This is a genomic window from Streptomyces sp. NPDC002133 (assembly GCF_040296405.1).
Classification (GTDB): Bacteria; Actinomycetota; Actinomycetes; order Streptomycetales; family Streptomycetaceae; genus Streptomyces.
This window is the reverse complement of the sequence record NZ_JBEOXF010000139.1, coordinates 1-1,891: the sequence shown is the minus strand read 5'-3', so window position 1 is coordinate 1,891 and position 1,891 is coordinate 1. Positions and strand designations below refer to the sequence as shown.

At 69.6% G+C, this 1,891-nt stretch carries 1 protein-coding gene; it reads right to left on the bottom strand.

What is annotated here, in order from left to right; genetic code table 11:
- Positions 1 to 1,877 (bottom strand): recombinase family protein (locus ABT078_RS42445; protein WP_351237820.1); only part of this gene is annotated, 1,877 nt, incomplete at its 3' end.
- Positions 1,878 to 1,891 lie beyond the last annotated feature (14 nt).

Below are 1,891 nucleotides of genomic sequence, written 5' to 3'. Positions count from 1 at the left end.
CGGGCGAGTTCGGAGACGGTCAACAGACCCTGGTCCAGAAGTCGTTGACGGTGGCTGCGTAGCTGGTAGGCGTTACGCAGGTGAATGATCATCCCGCGGGTGAAGGGCTGGCCCATGCCGCTGGGCAGGCCTCGTTCGTTGAGGATGGCCGCAGTCTGGGCGTCGGTGTACTCGTCGAGGAGTTCGTCGAGTGCGGCGATGACGGCGGGGTCGGTCTGCCGCAGTTCCCAGGCGGTCAGGGGGCGGGGCAGGGTGAGCTGGTGGCTCTGGCCGCTGCGCAGGACGACGCCGATGGCGATGTGGTCGCTCTTGGTGAGGGTGACGTCGGTGACCAGGAGCCGGATCATGCGCTTGCGTTCCCGCATCGGGGTGGCCCGGTCGTTCCAGAGCCGGGGGAAGTCCGCGGCCAGCGCGTTGATCCTGGCCCGGGTCTCGGGCGAGAGCGGGCCGATCGCGGTGTTCTTCGCGCGCTCGTACTCCTCGGTGGACTCGGCGAGTTCGCGCAGGGCCTCGTTCCAGTCGGCCTCCAGGGTGTCGGCGACCAGCCGGTTGGCGGGGTCGACGGCCAGATAGCGGCGCCTGGCGAGGTCGGCTCGGTAACGGGCGCGTTCAACGCCGGCGGCGCGGAGCTGGTCGGCTTCCTCGGCGCGGGCGGCCAGCTCGTCGCTGACCCGCAGCGCAACCTCCAAGCTGAGCGGGGTCAGGGTGGCCAGCAGCAGCTCGCCGACGGCGGCGTCGATCTGGTCACCGACCATGGTCTGGCAGACGGGGACGGCGTTGCGGATCCCCTCGAACTGGCAGAGGTAGTGCGGCTTTTGGTGCCGATAGCGCACGGTCATGCGGCGGCCGCACTTGCCGCAGGAGACCACGCCCTGCAGCAGGGCTGCGCCTTCGCGGGGCGGAGAGGCCTTGCGGTCGCTGCCGCGGGCGGCGGCGAGCTCGGCGAGCCGGGCTTGGTTGGCCTCGAACTCGGCCCAGGTCAGGTATCCGGGGTGGGCGTCGGTGATCAGCACGGTCCACTCCTCGCGGGGCAGCACGCGGCTGGTGGTCTTGCCGCCAGGGCCGCGGCGTTCGCGGCGCCGTCCGTAGAAGAACGCGCCGGCATAGCGTGGGTTGTGCAGGATCTGCAGGACCCGGTGGTGCTGCAGGATGCCCCAGGTCAGCTCGCCCTTGTTGGGGCCGGTGCGGATCCGGCGAGGGAATGTGAGGCTCGCGCTGGCGAACGCTTTGACGACGGCGTAGGCGGAGCCGGTGGCGGCGAATGTGGCCAGCAGATGCCGGATGGCCTGCTGCACCTGGGCGTCCGGGTCGAGAACCACACGGTCGGCGTGGTCGTAGACCAGGCCGACGGGCAGCGGCTGGACCAGCTCGCCGCGTCTCGCCTTGGACAGGGATCCGCCCCGCAGGCGGGCCTTGAGCAGGTGCAACTCTGCCTCGGACATGGTGCCTTTGAGTCCGAGGAGCAACCTGTCGTTGAAGTTCCCGGGGTCGTAGAGACCGTCCTCGTCCAGGATCAAGGTGCCGGTCAACGCGCAGATCTCGAGGAGCCGGTGCCAGTCGGTGTTGTTGCGGGCCAGCCGGGACACCTCGAGCCCGAGGACGATGCCGGCGTGTCCCATGCCGACCTCGGCGACCAGCCGCTGGAAGCCGTCTCGGCCCTCGGCGGAGGCGCCGGACTGGCCCTGGTCGGTGTCGATGACGATGATCTGGGAGTGGTCCCAGCCCAGGGCGATGGCACGGTTGCGCAGGGCGTACTGCCGGGTGGTCGACTCGGTGTTGTTGATGACCTGTTTCAGGGTGGACTGGCGGATATAGAGGTAGGCGTCACGCTGCAGATGCTCGCGGGTCACCTTCCCCGCCACCGCGGTCGCGTCCATGAGCCGCATCAACT